The organism is Nonomuraea sp. NPDC026600, from assembly GCF_040638335.1.
GTDB lineage: Bacteria > Actinomycetota > Actinomycetes > Streptosporangiales > Streptosporangiaceae > Nonomuraea.
In genome coordinates this window covers 1-16,740 of the sequence record NZ_JBEZYD010000003.1, presented here as the reverse complement: position 1 = coordinate 16,740, position 16,740 = coordinate 1, and the positions used below count along the sequence as shown (strand labels likewise).

At 69.4% G+C, this 16,740-nt stretch carries 18 protein-coding genes; 6 read left to right on the top strand and 12 right to left on the bottom strand.

Annotated elements, in window-relative coordinates; all coding sequences use genetic code 11:
• Positions 1-72: 72 nt before the first annotated feature.
• The 7 genes from AB0F17_RS06815 to AB0F17_RS06785 all read right to left on the bottom strand — a co-directional run bounded on the left by AB0F17_RS06815 (position 73) and on the right by AB0F17_RS06785 (position 5,266).
• Positions 73-813 carry an ABC transporter permease gene (locus tag AB0F17_RS06815; protein WP_358017452.1) on the bottom strand — a complete coding sequence of 247 codons (741 nt, stop codon included), beginning with the start codon at positions 811-813 and terminating at the stop codon, positions 73-75.
• Entirely contained in the window at positions 806-1,699 is an 894-nt protein-coding gene (locus AB0F17_RS06810; protein WP_358017449.1) for an ABC transporter ATP-binding protein, read from the bottom strand. Before AB0F17_RS06810 ends, AB0F17_RS06815 begins: the two co-directional genes overlap by 8 nt.
• Complete coding sequence (locus AB0F17_RS06805; protein ID WP_358017446.1) at positions 1,696-2,019, bottom strand: transcriptional regulator; 324 nt, start codon at positions 2,017-2,019, stop codon at positions 1,696-1,698. The genes AB0F17_RS06810 and AB0F17_RS06805 overlap by 4 nt, the downstream gene beginning before the upstream one ends.
• Positions 2,016-2,645, bottom strand: a complete 630-nt coding sequence (locus AB0F17_RS06800) for a hypothetical protein (RefSeq protein WP_358017443.1) — start codon at positions 2,643-2,645, stop codon at positions 2,016-2,018. Before AB0F17_RS06800 ends, AB0F17_RS06805 begins: the two co-directional genes overlap by 4 nt.
• A 79-nt stretch (positions 2,646-2,724) precedes the next feature.
• On the bottom strand, positions 2,725-3,471 hold the full coding sequence (locus AB0F17_RS06795; protein WP_358017440.1) for an FAD:protein FMN transferase: 747 nt from the start codon (positions 3,469-3,471) through the stop codon (positions 2,725-2,727).
• Positions 3,468-3,908, bottom strand: coding sequence for an FMN-binding protein (locus tag AB0F17_RS06790; RefSeq protein ID WP_358017437.1), 441 nt, complete (start codon positions 3,906-3,908; stop codon positions 3,468-3,470). The genes AB0F17_RS06795 and AB0F17_RS06790 overlap by 4 nt, the downstream gene beginning before the upstream one ends.
• Before the next feature lie 11 nt (positions 3,909-3,919).
• Positions 3,920-5,266 carry a ferric reductase-like transmembrane domain-containing protein gene (locus AB0F17_RS06785; protein ID WP_358017434.1) on the bottom strand — a complete coding sequence of 449 codons (1,347 nt, stop codon included), beginning with the start codon at positions 5,264-5,266 and terminating at the stop codon, positions 3,920-3,922.
• Positions 5,267-5,353: 87 nt separating this feature from the next.
• Here AB0F17_RS06785 and AB0F17_RS06780 point away from each other — a divergent pair, with 87 nt between their 5' ends.
• A complete protein-coding gene (locus tag AB0F17_RS06780; RefSeq protein ID WP_358017431.1) occupies positions 5,354-6,061 on the top strand; it encodes a response regulator transcription factor in 708 nt (235 codons plus the stop codon).
• Complete coding sequence (locus tag AB0F17_RS06775; RefSeq protein WP_358017428.1) at positions 6,058-7,455, top strand: ATP-binding protein; 1,398 nt, start codon at positions 6,058-6,060, stop codon at positions 7,453-7,455. The genes AB0F17_RS06780 and AB0F17_RS06775 overlap by 4 nt, the downstream gene beginning before the upstream one ends.
• 81 nt (positions 7,456-7,536) lie before the next feature.
• On the opposite strand, the gene AB0F17_RS06770 is transcribed toward AB0F17_RS06775, so the two are convergent.
• Complete coding sequence (locus AB0F17_RS06770; RefSeq protein ID WP_358017425.1) at positions 7,537-7,803, bottom strand: DUF1876 domain-containing protein; 267 nt, start codon at positions 7,801-7,803, stop codon at positions 7,537-7,539.
• A 127-nt stretch (positions 7,804-7,930) separates the two neighbouring features.
• On the opposite strand from AB0F17_RS06770, the gene AB0F17_RS06765 reads away from it, so the two are divergent.
• Both AB0F17_RS06765 and AB0F17_RS06760 read left to right on the top strand, forming a co-directional pair.
• Positions 7,931-9,205, top strand: a complete 1,275-nt coding sequence (locus AB0F17_RS06765) for a HEAT repeat domain-containing protein (RefSeq protein ID WP_358017422.1) — start codon at positions 7,931-7,933, stop codon at positions 9,203-9,205.
• Positions 9,206-9,332: 127 nt separating this feature from the next.
• Positions 9,333-11,069, top strand: coding sequence for a hypothetical protein (locus tag AB0F17_RS06760; protein ID WP_358017419.1), 1,737 nt, complete (start codon positions 9,333-9,335; stop codon positions 11,067-11,069).
• 93 nt (positions 11,070-11,162) lie between these two features.
• Here AB0F17_RS06760 and AB0F17_RS06755 read toward each other — a convergent pair whose 3' ends face one another.
• Positions 11,163-11,870: a cation transporter gene (locus AB0F17_RS06755; RefSeq protein WP_358017416.1), complete on the bottom strand. Its 708-nt coding sequence runs from the start codon at positions 11,868-11,870 to the stop codon at positions 11,163-11,165.
• Positions 11,870-12,205, bottom strand: a complete 336-nt coding sequence (locus AB0F17_RS06750) for a metalloregulator ArsR/SmtB family transcription factor (RefSeq protein WP_214641542.1) — start codon at positions 12,203-12,205, stop codon at positions 11,870-11,872. The genes AB0F17_RS06755 and AB0F17_RS06750 overlap by 1 nt, the downstream gene beginning before the upstream one ends.
• A 118-nt stretch (positions 12,206-12,323) precedes the next feature.
• On the opposite strand from AB0F17_RS06750, the gene AB0F17_RS06745 reads away from it, so the two are divergent.
• Both AB0F17_RS06745 and AB0F17_RS06740 read left to right on the top strand, forming a co-directional pair.
• Positions 12,324-13,541, top strand: a complete 1,218-nt coding sequence (locus AB0F17_RS06745; RefSeq protein ID WP_358017412.1) for a glycoside hydrolase family 16 protein — start codon at positions 12,324-12,326, stop codon at positions 13,539-13,541.
• A gap of 47 nt (positions 13,542-13,588) precedes the next feature.
• A complete protein-coding gene (locus tag AB0F17_RS06740) occupies positions 13,589-14,254 on the top strand; it encodes an AIM24 family protein (protein ID WP_358017409.1) in 666 nt (221 codons plus the stop codon).
• Positions 14,255-14,304: 50 nt separating this feature from the next.
• Here AB0F17_RS06740 and AB0F17_RS06735 read toward each other — a convergent pair whose 3' ends face one another.
• Both AB0F17_RS06735 and AB0F17_RS06730 read right to left on the bottom strand, forming a co-directional pair.
• Positions 14,305-15,816 carry a DHA2 family efflux MFS transporter permease subunit gene (locus AB0F17_RS06735; protein WP_358017406.1) on the bottom strand — a complete coding sequence of 504 codons (1,512 nt, stop codon included), beginning with the start codon at positions 15,814-15,816 and terminating at the stop codon, positions 14,305-14,307.
• 9 nt (positions 15,817-15,825) lie between these two features.
• A partial coding sequence (locus AB0F17_RS06730; RefSeq protein ID WP_358017403.1) for an oxidoreductase occupies positions 15,826-16,740 on the bottom strand: 915 nt, incomplete at its 5' end.

Below are 16,740 nucleotides of genomic sequence, written 5' to 3'. Positions count from 1 at the left end.
CCGGACCCCCTCACGGACGGGTGTGCCGTCGAGATCGCTGCGGACTCGGCGGCACACCCCCCGTTCAGTTTTTCAGGAGAAGCGGCGCCCCTCATCGCGCCGATAGGCCCAGCCGGCGGCCAGCGCCGCGATCACGGTCCACACCCCAAGCATGATCACCGCCACCGTGTTCGGGGAACTTCCCGTCGTCACGGCCCAGATCAGCTCGCCCGCCCCGCGGCTCGGCACGAACGGCGACACCGCCTGCACGAAGTCCGGCATCATCTGCGGCGGCAGGAACAGCCCGCCGAGGATCGCGATGGGGAAGAACAGGATCTGCGACACGCCGATGGCCGCCTTCGAGGCCAGCAGGTAGCCCAGGAACAGGCCGATCAGCATGAACGGCACCGCCCCGCCGAGCAGCGCGACCAGCCCGATCAGCAGCTTGGGCAGTGTGATGGTCGCCGCGGTGAACAGGGTCGCGATCAGCAGCACCGGGATCGTCGCCACCAGCATCGTGGCCATCGTCGTGAGGATCCGCCCGGCGAAGCGGGGGAACGGCCCGGCGGGCAGGGTGCGCACGTAGGTGTTCCAGGGTTGCTCGCGGTCCTGGGCGACCGTGATGCTGAGCCCCATGATCGCCGCCGACATCGCGCCGATCAGCATCATCGACCCCGTCGCCCGAGTCGAGGCCACCGGATCGTCCCCGGTGAACGGCACCACGAACGCCAGCATCGACGCGGCGGGGAAGAACGCGCTGGCGACCAGGCCGATCGGCACCCGGATCTGCTCCAGCACCTGGTAGCGGGTGTGGGCCAGGGTCAGGCTAGACATGGGCGCTTTCCTTTGGGTTCGAGTTCGAGGTGATGGTCAGGAAGGCTTCCTCCAGCGAGGTCGGCCTGATCTCCAGGCCGGAGAACGGCGTGCCGCTCCGCACCAGCTCGACGACCAGCCGGTCGGGGTCGGTGGTCACCAGGTTGATCCGGCCGTCCTCGTGGTCGCTGGCGAGTACGCCGGGCAGTTCGGGCAGGTTCTCGGCGACCAGCGAGACGCGCCGGACACCCACCATGTCGCGTACGGCCTGGACGGTGTCGTCGGCGAGCACCCGGCCGTGGCCGACGACCACGACCCGCTTGGCCAGGGCCTCGACCTCCTCCAGATAGTGGCTGGTGAGCAGGACCGTGCCGCCGCCGTCGTGGAAGTCCTTGATGCCGTCCCAGAGCGTGCGCCTGGCCTCCACGTCGAGGCCGGTGGTCGGCTCGTCGAGGAAGACCATCCGCGGGTTGCCGGCGAAGGCCAGCGTCACGGCCAGCCGCCGCTTCTGGCCGCCGGACAGGCCGCCGATCTGCCGCTTGACCAGATCGTCGAGGCCGAACCGAGCGAGCAACTCCCCTTTATCCGCTTTTTCTGGGAAATGTGAGGATACGAAGTCGACGATCTCGCCGACCCGCAGCGACTCGGGCAGGCCCGTCTCCTGAGGCGTGACGCCGATGCCCCGGCGTACCAGCGGATCCTGAGGGGAGCCGCCGAGCAGCTCGACCGTGCCGGACGTCTGCCGGCGCAGGCCCACGAACAGGTTGATCAGCGTGGACTTTCCCGCGCCGTTCGGGCCGAGCAGGCCGACCAGCTCGCCGGCCCTGATGTCGAGCGAGACGCGGTCGAGGGCCAGCACGTCGCCGTAGCGGCGGGTGGCGTCGACCGTTCTGGCGAGGATGGTCATGGGGTGCCTCCTGCGGAGTCGAGTAGGGCGCGGATCGCCTTGGTGTAGTCGTCGAAGGCCAGCCGGCCGCGCGTGGTGAGTGCGACGTAGGTGACCGGGGTACGGCCTTTGTGCGTCTTCGTGATCTGGACGTAGCCGGCGTCCTCAAGCTTGGTCAGGTGGACCGAGAGGTTGCCGGCCGTCATGCCGAGCAGGTCCTTGAGCGCCGGGAAGGTGATCTCGTCGCCCGCGCCCATCGTGTTGAGCGCGGCCACGACGCGCAGCCTGGCCTGCGCGTGGATCACCGGATCGAGTTCCGGAACGGCGTTGCCGGCCGTCACGGGCGCCGCCTCCGTCTCCACCACAGGCCCACGACGATCTGCCCGAAGCCGAGCAGCACCGCCGTCAGCAGCGCGTGCCAGCCGGGGCCGAGCAACACGCCCAGGGCGTTGACGGCGCTGATGCCGATGCCGACGAAGAACATCGGCCAGAACAGGAAGATCGCGCCGCCGGCCATGTACAGAACGCCCACCACCAGCAGGGAGATGCCCGCCCAGAGCAGGCCGGACTCCGCCTCGGGCAGCATCGGGCTGACCCGGATGGCGATGACCGACATCACCACCATCCCGGCGAACCACGTGTAGCCGTACATCGCACCCTTGGCCGTGGTGTCGCCCCGGAGCCCCATGTTCATCCTGGTGATCTCGTACGCGACCAGGGAGCCCGCGATCAACTGGAAGATCATCAGGACGGTCAGCGCCTGTGTCTGGGAGATCGGCGCGTACGGCTTGCCGTCGAGCCCGTAGTGCAGGAAGAAGCAGGTGAAGCCGACCATCCAGGCGACGCCCCAGGGGACGTACAGGAACAGGGGATCGCCCCTCAGCCGCCGCACAGTGGCGGCCTGCTGTTCCTCGATGAGGCGCAGGGTCTCTTCCGGGCTGCGGACCCGCTCGCCGTCGTCTACCATCACAACTCCTCTAACCATCAAACTGGTTTGTATCTTAAACCAGCTTGCGCCGCCAACACAGTGGCGGGGTGGGGAGAAGTCAGTTCTTGGCGGTGAGGGCGCCGAAGCCGCTGGTCTGCCAGCCGCCGTTCGCGGTCACCGCGAACGCCTCAAGGTCGTCGATCTCCTCCACCCAGTCGCGGGCGGCATCGCCCATCGCGAACGCCGCGGTCGCGAAGGCGTCGACGGCGGTCAGACGTGGGCCGACGAGGGTGATCGAGAGCAGCGCGGCGGCGTGGCGTCCGGTGTGGGGGTCGAGGATGTGCGGGCCCCGCTCGGCGTTGCCCGAGGTGGCTATGGCCAGGTCGTGGCCGGTGACCACGGTGCAGAGGGCGCCTGGCCGGGCCGGGTGCGCGATCCCGATCCGCCACGGCGAGGGGCCGGGGCCGAGCTGGATGTCGCCGCCGCCGTTGACGCAGTGGTGGGACGCGCCCGCCTCGGACAGCAGCCGGGACGCCTCCTCGATCGCCCACCCCTTCACCAGGCCGGTCGGGTCCAGGCGGCCGCCGGGGTACAGGGTGAAATATCCGTTCGTGTCGTGCTCTGTCTGTGAACACAAAGCAAGCACCTGGGCCACCTCGGGCGGGCAGGCGGACACGTCGATCTCGCCCCGGCCGAGACGGCTGATCGCGCTGTCCGGCCGGTAGGTGGAGAAGACCGCGTCCACGTGGTGCAGCCAGGCGACCGCCCGCGCCACCGCGTCGGCGGCGTCGTGGCGTATGTCCAAGTCGTGGCGTACGTCGAAGGAGAAGACCGTCCCCATCGCGTGCTCGACGTGGCGGGTCACAGCCCGGCCCGGTCGATGGCGCTCTGCAGGGACTGGATGTAGCCGTCGCTGGTGTAGGTGGCGCCCGAGACGGAGTCGATCTGGGCGCTCTGGGCGGACATGGTCTCCTCCTGGAGGATGGGCAGCGCGGTGTTGTTGATCTCGACGTCGCGCCGGTTCTCGTTCGGCGCCTGGAGCACCTGGACGCTGGAGATCTTGCCGCCGGTGACGCTGATCTGCACCTGCACCGGACCCCAGCGCGTGTCGGCCGCGTCGCCGTCGACCGTACGGGCGCCCGCGGACTGCTGGGCCGAGGTGGGCGCGGGCGTCGCGGACGTCTGGGTCTGGGCGAGGGCGGCGGGCGGCTGGGCGGCCCCGGTGACGTCGTGCGGCTTGAACGACAGCAGCAGCACCAGGCCGATGACGGTGGTGACCACCGCGAGCAGTGCTCTCTTCATGGCGGGAACCCCTAGAACTCGAAAGACTCGTGATGGATCCGATGGGCGGGCACGCCCGCCGACCGCAGCGCCTGGATCGCCGAGCGCGTCATCTCGGGCGGCCCGCACACGTAGGCGTCGTGCTCGCGCAGGTCGGGCAGCAGGCGGTCGAGCCCGGTGAACAGATCCGGGGATCTCGAGCCAACCGAGCAGTAGAGCCTGGCGTCCCCGCGCACTCTGGCGATCTCCTCCAGTTCGTCCCTGAACAGCAGCTCCTCCGGCGTACGCGCGCGATAGAGCAGGGTCAGTTGCCCGGGCAGCGTCTCGAACAGGGTGCGCAGCGGGGTGATGCCGACGCCGCCCGCGATCAGCACCGACTTGGGGCTGCGGCCGAGGCGTCCGGTGAATCCGCCGTACGGTCCCTCGGCGATCACCCGGGTGCCCGGCCGCAGCCGGGCGAGCGCCGCGCTGTGGTCGCCCAGCGCCTTGACCGTGATGCGCAGCCCGTCACGGTCCGGCGCGGCGGACAGCGAGTAGGGGTTGGCCGACCACCACAGTTCGCGGGTCAGGAAGCGCCACCGGAAGAACTGGCCCGGTTCGGCGCCGAGCCGGGCCAGGCGGCGGCCGGTGAGGTGGATCGAGACGACGCCCGGCGCGTCGGCGGTGACGTGGGCCACCCGCAGGCGGTGCCGCGCCCACACCCGGACCGGGCCGAGGAAGCGGTACCAGACCAGCAGCGCGGCCACCCCAAGGTAGAGGACGTACCAGGCGACCTGGGCCACGCGATCGCCGGTGAACTGCGCGCCGGTCGCGAGCTGGTGCCCGAACGCCAGCCAGGCCGCCAGGTAGGTGTAGAAGTGCAGGTAGAACCAGGTCTCGTAGCGCATCCTGCGGCGGGCGGCGCGGGCCGACACCAGGGCCACCCCGAGCAGCAGGAAGAAGGCCACGGTCGCCTTCAGCACATCCGGGAAGGACAGCGCCATCGTGACCGCCTCGTCCACCACCCCGGACTGGTCGGCGACCGCGTACCCCCAGATGATGGTCAGGACGTGCGCCACGACGAGCCCGATGACGTACCGGCCGCCCATGGCGTGCCAGCGGGCCAGCCGGTCGCTGCCCACGCCGCGTTCCAGAGCGGGGACGCGGGCCATGAGCCCGAGCAGGACGGCCATGCCGTACCCGGCCAGCAGGCCCGTGACGCGGCCGCTTTCGGTGAGCCAGCCGTCCAGGCCCGACACGGACGGTGTGCCGCGCCACCACAGGCCGATGACCGCGAGCGCGCCGGCCACCACGGCCCACAGCAACAGCTCGGGCCGGACCCGGTGGCGCGGCGGCGCCGTGACGGCGGCTCGCCGTGCTGGAGCGTGAAGAGTGGTCATGGCACACACCGTGCCAGGCAATCTTCTGTTTTCCCTATGAACGGACCCATTCACCGCATTCTCAGACGAAGCACGTATTTTTCTGAAATGAGCAGTTTGCTGCGCCCAGACGGCACGCCGATCCGCGTGCTCGTCGTGGACGACGAACCGGACCTCCTGGAGGTGCTGGAGAAGACGCTGTGCCAGGAAGGCTGGCAGGTCCGCACCGCGCCGAACGGGGCCGCCGCGATCCGCGCGGCCGAGGAGTTCGCGCCGGACGCCGCGATCCTGGACGTCATGCTGCCCGACCTGAACGGCCTGGAGCTCATGCGCAGGCTCAGAGCGCGGTGGCCCGAGCTGTGCGTACTGTTCCTGACCGCCCGCGACGCGGTCGAGGACCGGGTCGCGGGCATCACGGCGGGCGGCGACGACTACGTGACCAAGCCCTTCAGCCTGGACGAGGTGCTCGCGCGGCTGCGCGGGCTGCTGCGCCGGGCGGGCATGGCGCGGCCCGGCACCGGAGACCGGCTGGTCGTGGCCGACCTGTCCATGGACGAGGAGGCCAGGGAGGTGAGCAGGGACGGCACGCCGGTCGACCTGACGCCCACCGAGTTCGAGCTGCTGCGGCTGCTCATGTGCAACCCGCGCAGGGTGCTGAGCAAGGCGCAGATCCTCGACCACGTCTGGTCCTACGACTTCGGCGGCCAGGCCCACGTCGTGGAGCTCTATATCAGCTACCTGCGCAAGAAGATCGACGCGGGCCGCCGGCCGCTGATCCACACCGTGCGCGGCGTCGGGTACGTGCTCAAGCCGTGAACCTCCTCCCGCGCACCCTCAGAGCCCGGCTGATCGCCGGGTTGCTCGTACTGCTGGCGCTGTCGTGCGCGGCCGTCGGCGTCGCCACGTCGGTGGCGATGGAGCGCTTCCTGCTCGGCCCCATCGACCAGCAGCTCGCCGCCGACCACGGGCGGTTCGCCGCCAGCCTGGAGCACGGCGAGGACACGCGGGGGCAGGCACGGGGCACGTTCGGCGCGCGCCTGGTCGACGGGCGCGTCACCCACGCGGCCGTGGTGTCGGAACGGAACGGCGCCCAACCCGGGCTCAGCCCCGACGACGAGAAGACGCTGGCGGCGCTGCCGGTCGGGGGCCCGCCGCGGACCGTGGACCTGTCGGTCCTGGACGACTACCGGCTCCTCGCCACCGCGGGCCGGGACAACGACGTCATGATCACCGGGCTGTCCCTGCACGGTGTCGAGGAGACGATGAACCGCCTGCAGCTGTTCGAGCTGGTGATGTTCGCCGGCGCGCTCGCCGCCGCGGGTGTCGCGGGCGCACTGTGGGTACGGCTGGCGCTGCGCCCCCTGCAACGCATCGCCGCGACGGCCCGCAAGGTCACCGAGCTGCCTCTGGCCAGCGGCGAGGTGACCCTGGCCGAACGCGTACCCGACACCGACCCGCGCACCGAGACGGGCCAGGTCGGCGCCGCGTTCAACCGCATGCTGGGCCACGTGGAGTCGGCTCTCGGCCGCAGGCACGCCGTCGAGCAGCGGCTGCGCGCCTTCGCCGCCGACGCCAGCCACGAGCTGCGCACCCCGCTGGCGGCGATCCGCGGGCACGCCGAGCTCGCCCTGCGCGGCGACGAGCCGATGGCGGACGGTGTACGGCACGCGCTCGGCAGGATCGACGCCGAGTCGGAACGGATGAGCGAGCTGGTCGACGAGCTGCTCCTGCTGGCCCGGCTCGACGCGGGACGGCCGCTGGCCAGGGAGGAGGTCGACCTGTCCCGCCTGGCCATCGAGGCCACCGGCGACGCGCGGGCCGCGGGACCCGGCCACCGCTGGCAGCTCGAGCTGCCGGAGGAACCCGTCACGGTGACCGGCGACCCGCTCCGGCTGCACCAGGTGATCGCGAACCTGCTGAGCAACGCCCGCATCCACACGCCCGACGGCACCACGGTCGTGGTGGCCGTACGGAGGCTGCCGGACGCGGTGGAGATCACCGTCCAGGACGACGGCCCCGGCATACCGCCCGGCCTGGAGGAAGGGATCTTCGAGCGGTTCTCCCGCGCCGACCAGGGCCGCTCGCGGGCCACCGGCGGGGCCGGGCTCGGGCTGGCGATCGTCCAGGCGGTGGTGGCCGCCCACGACGGCTCGGTGGACGTACGGAGCGGCCCGGGCCGAACCGAATTCCGGCTGCTCCTGCCTGTTTAGAGCTGCTCCTGCGCACCTAGATGTGCGACAGAGTGTGAAGGCGCCCGGCGGGCCTCCCACTGGGCGCCTCCACGCGCGCGGTCAACTTGCCTCGACCGGGCCGCCGAGCTGGGCCACGTCCTCGGCGGCGTCGCCGAGGAGCTTGTCGGCCAGATCCATCAGCGCCCGCCCCGCGGCCAGCTCGTCGCCGATCTCCGGCACGGCGCGGTCGTCGGGGTTGCGCCTGGCGATGCCGACGCTCTCGTGCCACTCGCTGTCCTGTGCGGACAGGACCGCACGGGCCAGCGTGCGCTTGTCCGCGTCGTCCTCGCTGATGTAGATGTGCACGGTCCACTCTTTGCTCTGCATGAATGCCTCCTGTACTGGTCGGTGCCGTACTCGGCATCTGCCCTCAGCGGGTGCGGTGTCACGGACCTGGTGACCTTGTTGCGCCAACTGCCGGGCGATGGCGTGGGCCATATGCCAGCATGTCGGCATGCTGGCGAGTCTCGACATGATCGACTGGGCCGACCTGACGCACGCTTACGGTCGCGCGACGGACGTACCGGACCAGATCCGGGCCCTGCGCTCTGCCGATCCCGGCATCCGGGACAAGGCGCTGCACAGCCTGTACGGGAACATCTTCCACCAGGGCACTCGGTTCGAGGCGAGCGCGTACGCGGTGCCGTTCCTGCTGGAGCTGGCCGCCGATCCCGAGACACCGGATCGGGTGGCCGTCCTGGGGTTGCTGACCCAGCTGGCCGTTGGTTACGGCGAGCAACTTCTGCCGTCCGGCTATCCCCTCGACGGCCATCGGGCTACGGCTGCGGGCGGGGACCTGCTGCTGGCCGCCGGCAAGGAGTTCGCGGACGACGACGATGACGATGACGATGAAGACGACGAAGAGGACGACTGGGACGAGGATCTCGGTCTGTTCAATTACCTGCAGACGCTTGAGCCCGAGGACGAGGAGCGGCTCTTCGCGTACTTCGCGCTGAAGGCGTACGACGCGGTCGGTGCCGGGCTGCCGGTGTTCCGCGGCCTGATCGCCGACGAGGACGCCCGGTTGCGCGCCGCCGCCGCGTACGCCCTGGCCTGGTATCCCGAAGAGCGGTCCGTCAGCCTGCCACCGTTGCTCAGGGCGGCGGCGGACGAGGAGCCCTCGGTAGCCGCCACCGCCCTGGTCGCGATCGGCCTGCTCGGCGTCCCGTCCAGCGGGAGGCCGGCTTCCGAGACGGCTTCCGAGACGGCTTCCGAGACGGCTTCCGAGACGGCGGCCGTGCTGGGCGCTGGGCTGGACGATCCTCGCGATGTGGTGCGCTGGGGTGCGGCCATCGCGCGGTCCCGGCTGCTGGGGCCGGAGGCGGGGGAGCGGGTCGCGGACGAGTTGCTGGGTTGGATCGCCCGCGATGACGCGTCGTACGAGGCGATCCCGTTCAACGACGGCGACCTCCGCGGGTACGCCGTGCTGGCGTTGCGGGAGCTCGGCGACGCCCATGCCGACGCGTTGTTCGCGGCGCTGCTGGCCCGGCTGCCCGCCCTGTCCGGAATGCAGGCGCTGCCGGTGGCCGTCGTCGCCCTGCGGATCGCTTACCCCGAACCGTTGGTCGCTGGCACACCCTTCACCGCGCTGGACGACCGTCAGCAGCAGCTCCTCCAGGTCCTCGCGGACTCGCGGGGCGTCTGGGAGCTGGGAAACTTCTTGGAGTTCGTCACGCACTACGGGCTGCCGAGGTCCCAGAAGGACATGGCCTCGTACGCGCGGGCATGAGGCGACCCCGCCCGCCGATCACGATATGTCGACACGACCAGCGTCCCCTGCGTAACGTCACCCTGGTGCTCATGTACGGGGCCTCGGGGCGGTGACACCATGGTGCGCCACCTCCTGAGGAGCCGAGATGTCTGGACGCCCGAGGGCCAGATCGCCACGGCGCAAGTCGACTGACGGCAGCGCCCCCACCACGTCTCGCGACAGAAGCGGCAGTTCCGGCGACGAGCGCGACAAGGACACCGAGCGGCACAAAGACATCGAGCAGGATAGCGACGTCGAGCGGGACAACACAGCCGACTTGTTAGCCGACCTGGATCAATCAATGCTCGACCTGGGAGAGCTCCCGGACCTGTCACCGAGCATCAGAAAAGAACCCCAGCCGGAGAAAACGCTGGAAGAACTGCTGGGTGAACTGAACGCGCCGAAGCCCGGGGAACCGGATGGTTTCGCCAAGAGCAAGCGAGACAGCTTCCTGAAGTCCGGCGCCGAGGTGTTCGTCAAGCCCGAGACGCCGAAGATCAAGATCTCCTGGAATCCAAAATACAACAATCCAAACCAGATAACAGTTTATCGGGTGCAGGAGGGCGACACGATCGGCCAGGAAATCTCGGGCGCGATAGGCTGGGAATCTCTCGCACTCGACGAATTCGACGACACAAAATGGGTCTACCATGCGGACGGGCGGCCGATGATCAAGGGGCAGCGTGTCACAGGAGGCGACCCCGTTTTCATCGACCGCGCCGACCTCGTCGAGTTGACGTACAAATCAACGACGACGTTAATAGACGATCTCGCAAAGAGGAACAGCAAGGAACTCCGCCGGGGGTTCTGGGAGGAAAGGAGGCAAGAGCTCGAAGGAGCCGGGAAGGTCAGCTTCAGCGAGAGCGTGCCGGGGATCAACACGAAGGCGATAAAAGACCGCAAAGTCGAGGAGGGGGGCCACATCACGGTTCCGGCTGCGGAGTATGACATTGTCGGGTTCATGTCGAACGTGACAGTCGCCCACGGCCAGCTTGCCCCATTCAGCGTGATCATAAATGCCGACGGCATGGAGGTGGTCGTCTCTCCCGACCGGTCGTGGGGAGTCGAAAAAGGTCATGTCGATAAGGCGAAAGAACTAAACCTCAACGCGAAGCTGGCCGCGAAGGAAATCCTCGAGGTCTTCCATGCGGACGACTCGTTCAGGCCGTATCTTTCCACGCCCGGCTGGCTCAGCGACGATCAAATACACTACGTCACTCCGGAGGAGATGGGTGCAGTCTTCGTGTTGAAGAGAGCGCCCGAAAGTGAAGATGAGGTCAAAGCCGCAGAGCTGGAGAACGGGGGTACCTTCAACGAGGGCAAGGGCACACCCGGCGTGCGAATCGGTGCGGACATCTACGTACAGCTGAACGAGCTCGGCACCGGAACGGAGTATCACGAGGCGATTCACAAGCTCTCCCATCCGGCTTTGGAGCACGTCCTCGGCCACTGGTTCGGCGAAGGCCTCACCGAGTACTTCACCCGCTTGCTCGTGACCGGCCTCGTAAGAGACGGGAAGATCGTCAGGAGCGACGCCCAGTACAGCGCTCAGTACAAAGCGATCGAGGCGCTTGTCGCACACGCGCAGGTGACTCAAGGCGAGCTGGCCGACGCCTATTTCAAAGGAATCATCAAACCGCTCTACGAGAAGGTCGCGACAGCAGCCGTCCATCCGCCGTTCAGCGCGAAGAAGCCGTTCAGTCTTGACGGCTTCGCGGCCCGCCTGGACCCGGTGCATGCCGCCGAGGCGCTGAAGATATTCGAGACGGCCTGCGGTGATGTCCGTGACGACAACACCGCTACGACGACCACCACGACCACTACGATCAGCGCTGATCTCTGATCTGCGCCCACTCCCGGTGCGGTCACCGAGCCCTGGCGCGGGCCGCGTTCATCCGGCCGACGTACGTGGTCTCCAGCGCGGCATGGCGGCCGATCAGTGCGTCGCCGTTTCGCCGATTCGACAGCAGTCGTCGGTACAAGCGGCTGTGTCGTCAGTGCGAGCGGACGTGTCGGTGGCGGTGCGCGTGGGCGAGGCGCAGCAGGTGTCCCCGCGCCAGGCTTCGCGCCCCTCCTTGACCGCCACGGCGGCGATCACCAAGGCGGCGATGGGATCCGCCCACGACCAGCCGAACGCGCTGTTCAGCCCGAGCCCGACCAGTAGCACCGCCGACAGGTAGGTGCACAGCAGCGTCTGCTTGGAGTCGGCGACCGCCGAGGCCGAGCCGAGTTCGCGGCCCGCGCGGCGTTGCGCGGCCGACAGGAATGGCATGACCATCAAGGACAGGGCAGCGAGCACCAGGCCTGGCGTGGAGTGCCCCGCCTCGCCGACGCCCAGCATCCCGCGGACGGCGTCGACGCTCACATAGGCGGCCAGCGCGAAGAACGAGACGGCGATGACGCGCAACGCGGCCTTCTCGCGCCGGGCGTGGTCGGCGGCCGAGAACTGCCAGGCGACGGCGGTCGCCGAGGCGACCTCCACCACCGAGTCGAGGCCGAACCCGATCAGCGCCGCCGAAGAGGCCATGCTCCCGGCGGTGATGGCGACGATCGCCTCGATCACGTTGTAGGTGATGGTGGCGGCGACCAGGAGCCGGATCCGCCGCGTCAGTGTCACGCGGCGGTCCGCGCCGAGGACGGTCATCAGCAGCAGCCCTTCTCGGCCGCGTCCACGCAGGTGCGGTCGGCGGCCACCGCCACCACCGCGGTACGCAGGTCGTCCAGGGCGTGGCCCAGCCGGGGATCGGCCAGCTCGTACCGGGTGCGCCGGCCCACCGGCACGGCGACCACCAGGCCGCAGTCGCGCAGGCAGGCCAGATGGTTCGACAACCGGGTGCGGGAGATGCCGAGCAGTTCGGCCAGGTCGGCGGGGTGGGCCGGCGCTTCGCGCAGCGCGATCAGGATCCGGCAGCGGATGGGGTCGGCCAGCGCGCGACCGAACCGGGCGAGCACCTCGATCTCGGGGGCGATCGTCAACATGCCCCTGACGATACATGAAGTCCTGAATTCAGAAAACCTTGAACACTCCTGAGATCGCCGGAAACCCGCCTATACGATGCGTCGAGTTCGATCTTCAAAACAGTGCAGAAAGGGCATCATGGTTGCTCGCTTTCGCGTCCTGGTCGCCGCGGCCGTCTTAGGCGTGGCCACCTTCAGTGCGTCCCCGGCGTCAGCCGCGGTGACCGTCACTGTGGACGCCCTGGCCGTCGAGGACTCCGCCCCGACCGCCGCTCGCCCGATGACCGCCACCGCCAAGGTGCGCGCGTCGGGAACGCTTCCCGTCCAGGCGCTCACCATCGCGGTACGCGACTCCGCCGGGCAGGTCGTCGATTTCCCCGGCGCGATCGCGACCACGCTCACGACGGCCGCGAAGGCGTTCACGACTGACGCGCGGGCCTATCCAGCGGGCACCTACACGTACTTCGTCGCCTATGAGGTCGGCGACGTCTGGACGGAGTTGACGCCGCGCAAGACGTTCACCGTCGCGGCCAACCCGATCACGTTCGACCAGGACTTCTCCGGCGCGGCCGGTGCGGGGCCGAACACCGGCTTGGCCGGCCCGGTGTGGTTCAACGACCCCTGCTGGCACCAGGCGTGTACCGGCAGCATCGCCGAGTACAAGCTTGACCACGCCAAGCTCGACGGGCAGGGCCATCTCGTACTGACGGCCGACCAGAACGTGACCCCCGGCGCCATGTGCGGCTGGAAGTCGGGAACGGACCACGGGGCGGAGCCGGACCTGCCGTGCAGGTACGCCACGGCCCGGCTGACCATGCTCGACTGGGCGGGCAACGACGGCCTGCCCGCCTGGACGCAGGCGGGCGGTCACCTGGAAGCGCGGATGATTGCCCCGCTCGGCAAGGGGCTGTGGCCGGCGTTCTGGACGGTCGGCGGGAACAACGCCCAGGTCGACTGGCCGGCCAGTGGCGAGATCGACGTCATGGAGACCCTCGGCGACCACCCTGCGCTCGTGGAGCAGCACGCGCACGGCGGGCTGGAGGACATCAACTTCGGCGACAGCACGCCCCTGCCCGAAGGGGAGGGCATCGACGACTGGCACACCTACGCCGTGGACTGGGACGCCGGTGCCAACGGCTACATCAAGTGGTCGATCGACGGAGTGGTCACCCGTACGCTGACCGCCGCCGCGGCGGGCGCCGCCTGGGCGCAGTCCTTCCGCCACCCGCACACGCTGATCCTGAACCTGGCCGTGGGCGGTGGCGACGGCTGGGTCGGCGACCCCGACGCCGATACGGTGTTCCCCGCGCAGCTCGTGGTGGATCATGTGCGCGCCTACCAGAAGCCACTGGCCTGACCCGAAGTGACCTACGCTGGCGGGACCGCTCCTTCGAAAGGTCGATCATGCGCAGCTCAGTCTTCGGCAACCTCGATCCGCGGCAGCTTCCCGCCGGCTTCACCCTGGAGAACGGCAAGATGCTCCGCGTCCAACTCCCCGACGAGGTGCTGGCCAAGCAGGGCTCGATGGTCGCCTTCCAGGGTCAGATGGACTTCGACTACGAGGGCGCGGGCGGCATCAGCAAGCTGTTCAAGAAGGCGATGACGGGCGAGGGCGCGTCCCTGATGCGGGTACGCGGCCAGGGCCTGCTCTACCTCGCGGACAACGCCGACGACATCCACCTGTTCTACCTGGAGAACGAGGGCCTCACCGTCAACGGGCGCAACCTGCTGGCCTTCCAGCCGCAGCTCACCTGGGACATCCAGCGGGTGCAGGGCGCGGGCGTCGCGGCGGGTGGCCTGTTCAACACCACGCTCACCGGCACCGGGTGGGTGGCGGTCACCACGCACGGCACGCCGGTGCTGCTGGACGCGGCGGCCATGCCGACGTACGCCGACGGGCAGGCGGCGGTCTGCTGGAGCACCGGCCTGCACGTCGGCGTGAACCGGACGATGAAGGTGGGCGCGCTGATCGGCCGGGGGAGCGGGGAGGCGATGCAGCTCGCGTTCCAGGGTCAGGGGTTCGTGCTGGTACAGGCGAGCGAGGGTGTGCCGGTGGTGCGCGCGCAGTAGCAGCCCCGCGCCCCTCCGCTCGCTCGGATCCAAGCCGGACGATCAAGAACTCACTCGATATCCGGTACGTGGACCCGCTTGGCCGGGGTCGTGCTCGGCCGGGGACGCTCGGGCGTACCAGGCAGCCAAGCCAGGGCGAGGATGAGGCCGAGGAGGCCGAGGCCGCCACTGGTGGCCAGGACGAGGTCCAGGCCGTGGACGAAGGCAGAGCGGACCGTATCTGCCAAGGCCGCGGAGCCGGCGGATCGTGCGGCGGCCAGCCCCGCGAAGACGCTCTCGCGTGCATGCTCCGGCACCGCGGCGCGATAGGCAGACGTCAGGATCGAGCCCAGCACCGCTGCGCCGAAGCTGCCGCCCAGGGTACGGATGGACTGATTCACCGCGGCGCCGACGCCGGCGTTGCCGGGCGACAGAGCGCCCAGCGCCGCGTCCATGACCGTGGGCAGGACGCAGCCGAGCCCGAGGCCGTACATGGCCGTCCACGCGGCCGCCAGCACGACGCCGCTGCCCGTACCGGTGGTGGCCCCCCAGAACAGGCCCCCGGCGAGCAGGACGAACCCCAGGCCGGCCGCCGGCTTGGGGCCGATCAACCTGCTCAGCCTGCCTGCCGCCGACATCCCGACGAGCATCCCGGCGATGAGCGGCAACAGCCGTAAGCTGCTGCCCATCGCGTCCGTGCCCAGGTTCGCCTGGAAATACTGCGGCAGCACGAACAGAACGCCGAACATGGTGAAGTTGACGAGCGTGGCCAGCGCGGTGCCGACGGTGAAGCGCGCATTGGCGAACAGCGAAAGGTCCACCAGCGGTGCGCCGGCCCGTCGCTCCCAGACCACGAACAGCACCAGCGCGGCGATCCCGCCGAGGATCGGCCCGAACACGGCGGCGTCGGTCCAGCCTCGCTCACCGATTTCGATGAGGCCGTATGTCAATGCCGTCAGCGCCGCGCTCGACAGCACCACGCCGCCCGCGTCGATCCGCCTGCCGCGCTCCCGCTGCGATTCGGGAAGCCAGGCGGCGACCGCGAGGATCGCCAGGATGACCACGGGGATGTTGATCAGGAAGACCGAGCCCCACCAGAAGTGGTCCAGCAGCCAGCCGCCCAGGATCGGGCCGATGGGAAAGGCCAGCATCGAGGCGCCCGCCAGCGTGCCGATCGCCTTCGGCCGCTCCTTCGCGGTGAACATCGTCGGGATCAGCGCCAGCATCGTGGGCATGATGAGCGCCGCTCCCAGGCCGAGCGCGGCACGCGCCGCGATGAAGATCCCGGTCGAGGAGGCGTAGGCGGCGGCCAGGGAGCTGACGCCGAAGATGGCCAGCGCGACCAGGAGCGTCCTCCTGCGGCCGAAACGGTCGCCCAGCATTCCCGCCGGGATCATGCCGGCGGCGAGCACCAGCGTGTAGACGATGACGAACCACTGCAACTGGGCGTTGTCGGCGTGCAGGGCCTCGGCCATGCTCGGCAGTGCCAGGTTCAGGATGGTCACGTCGAAGCCCACGGCCAGCGACGTGAGCACGAGCGCGGTGAGCGCCCACCATCTGCGTGGGTCAGGTTGGTGCGACATGGCGGGGGCCTACTTCGCGGCGTTCATGATGAGCTTGTCGAATTCGCGGTCCGACAGTGTCCTGTTGAGCTCCAGGAGCTTGTCGGCCGTCCAGCCGACCGCGTAGCGCGTCTCGGGCTTGCCGGCTTCGATGGCCTGCCGGATGGTGGTGGCGACGACGCCGGGGTCGCTGCCCTGGGTGTTCTCGCCGAGCTGCGTCTCGGCGCGTCTGGCCATGGCTTCGGCCATCTGCCCGTACGCGGTCGCGCCGGAGATCTCACGGAGGTCTTGTGCCGTGCGGTCCTCGAACTCGGTCTTGATGATGCCGGGCTGGATGATCACGACGTCGATGCCGAACGGCTCCACCTCCATGCGCAGGGAGTCGGAGTAGGCCTCCAGCGCGTGCTTGGTCGCGTAGTACCAGCAGCCGAGCGGGAGCGCGATCTCGCCGCCGATGGAGGAGACGTTGACGATCGTGCCGGATCCCTGCTCGCGCATGTACGGCAGGGCGAGCTGAGTCAGCCGGGCCGGTGCGAAGACGTTGACCTCGAACTGGTCGCGCGCCAGGTCGAGGGGGATGTCCTCGGCCGCGCCGTGCAGGACGGTGCCGGCATTGTTGATCAGTACGTCGATGCGGCCCTGCTCCTCGACCACGGCGCCGATGACCCGTTCCAGGTCCTCCGGCCGGCGTGCGTCCAGCGCCAGGACGTGTCCACCGGCGTCGCGGATGTCGTCCATCTTGTGTACGCGCCGCGCGGCGCCGTAGACGATGTGGCCGGCGCGGATGAGTTCGAGGGCGGTGGCCTTGCCGATGCCGGCGGAGGCGCCCGTGACGAGAACGACCTTTTCCGGCTCTTCGAATTTGATCGGGGTTGAGGCTTGACCGCCGTCCTTGCCTGCGCGGGCTGGGGTGTGTTCGCCTCTTGAGGGAGCTCGCGGCTCCCG